Genomic DNA, 2,251 nt, shown 5'->3' with positions numbered 1-2,251 from the left:
GTGAGGTGTTCAAACTCAGCATAACAGCCGTGTATATCCCCAATGATATCCAGTTTCATCGTGCAGCTCCTCTCGATATATATTATTCCTATTGTTTACGGAGAATAGCAAAAAGAATAGTGCTTTTGAAATTGAGTTTTCTGAGATAAATTTTTATTCTGACAAAAAATTTTAGCTGTAAGATAACTGCATACAAAAGGGAATGTTAAAAGAGAGATCAATAGAAGAAAACACTTATTTCTTTTGTTTCAATCCGCATTAGTGCTCTGCACTTTTCAGAAGAATCAATGACAAGGAAAAAGTGATGTTGGATGTAAAGCAAAATAGTTTACGAAAAGAGGCTTATAAAAGACAAAGAAATCGAGAAATGCTAGTATAATGAAATGTACTGATTAAGAAAGGGGGTAAGGTGGATGGCTGAGGAACGACAAGAATCAGCATCAAAGCAGCAAATTAACACTGAATTGCTGATGGAAGCACTTTACTCTGAAAAAATTGATGATTTCCGAGCTGAATTTCTGGAACTGCACCCTTATGACCAGGCTGCATTCTTTGGTGAGTTGGATGATGATACACGCACAAAGGTTTATCATTTCCTTTCACCTGAAGAGATGGCTGAGCTCTTTGAAAACTTAGAAGCAGATGACGAAGATTTTAAAGACGTGCTGGCGCAGATGAATCCGAATTATGCAGCTGACATGCTATCAAATATGTATGCTGATGATGCAGTCGATGTCCTTAATGAGCTCGACAAGGATCAGGTTGCCAGCTATTTAACCATCATGGATGAGGAAGCGGCACAGGAAATAAAAGATTTGCTTCATTATGAAGAGTACACGGCCGGCAGTATCATGACAACAGAATTCATTGCGATTTCTGCCAACCAGACGGTCAGGTCTGCCATGTATATTTTAAAGAACGAAGCTCCTCAAGCAGAAACGATTTATTATTTGTTTGTGATTGACGATGAAAAGCGATTAGCAGGTGTCATTTCCCTGCGTGATCTAATCGTGGCCGATGACGATACGATGATTTCCGAAATTATGAATGAACGTGTAGTCTCCGTATCTGTAGGTGAAGACCAAGAGGAAGTCGCGCGCATGATGAGGGACTATAATTTCCTTGCTTTGCCGGTGTTAGATTTTCAAAATCACCTATTAGGTATTATCACTGTCGATGATATTATCGATGTTATGGAAGAAGAAGCATCTGATGACTATTCCAAATTGGCCGGGATCGCCGATCTTGATACAATGGACCGGAATCCATTTTCTGCAGCCAAAAAGCGCCTGCCATGGCTGATCATCCTGCTGTTCCTGGGAATGTTCACAGCGAGCTTGATTGGAAGGTTTGAGGAGACGCTTAACAAGGTCTCAATCTTAGCAGTTTTTATACCCCTCATTGCGGGAATGGCAGGCAATACAGGAACACAGGCACTTGCGGTTGCAGTCAGGGGGATTGCCACAGGTGATCTTGAAAAAGAAAGTAAGTGGGATATTATTCTAAGGGAAGCTGGCACCGGGTTGATCACTGGAGCGATATGTGGAGTTTTGGTAGCCTTTGTCGTTTATTTCTGGCAGGGTGAGTTTTTCCTGGGCGCCCTTGTCGGTATCTCAATTTTTATTACCCTCATCATTGCCACACTGGCTGGTTCATTGGTCCCTTTGCTTATGCATCGGCTGAAAATTGACCCTGCGGTAGCGTCAGGTCCATTCATCACGACTATAAATGATATCATTAGCATTTTGATTTATTTTGGAATCGCGACTGCTTTTATGAGTTATCTTACAAAATAAAGGAGGGATGGGGATGGAACAGCATGCTTCGATTATCTCTCTCGTAATCGTAATCATCGTTGCATTTATTACACCAATATTGCTTCACCGTTTGAAATTAAGCATTATACCTGTGGTCGTGGCCGAAATCATCATGGGACTGATTATTGGTAAAAGCGGCTTTAATATTGTCCATGAGGATGCATGGCTTGGAACGCTGTCAACATTAGGCTTCCTATTCCTAATGTTCCTGAGCGGATTGGAAATTGATTTCACCGCGTTTTCTGGCGGCAAGAAAAATAAGGTAATGGCGAACGGCAAGAAAGAACCAAATACGTTTGCCGTGTCAACGATTATCTTTGTCGGCATTTTTATTGCTTCTTTAGGTCTATCTTATTTATTTGTTCTTGCTGGTTTCATTGATAACGTCTTTTTAATGACATTGATCATCTCCACTATTTCACTTGGTGTTGTTG

At 40.9% G+C, this 2,251-nt stretch carries 2 protein-coding genes; both read left to right on the top strand.

All coding sequences use genetic code 11. The features are described from left to right. Positions 1-470 precede the first annotated feature (470 nt). Entirely contained in the window at positions 471-1,796 is a 1,326-nt protein-coding gene (mgtE, locus tag WB217_RS16495; protein ID WP_423994358.1) for a magnesium transporter, read from the top strand. A 13-nt stretch (positions 1,797-1,809) separates the two neighbouring features. Next, a partial coding sequence (locus WB217_RS16490; RefSeq protein ID WP_423994357.1) for a cation:proton antiporter occupies positions 1,810-2,251 on the top strand: 442 nt, incomplete at its 3' end.

Source organism: Mesobacillus sp. (genome assembly GCF_049588175.1).
Lineage (GTDB): Bacteria > Bacillota > Bacilli > Bacillales > Cytobacillaceae > Mesobacillus.
This window is presented reverse-complemented; position numbering and strand designations above follow the sequence as displayed.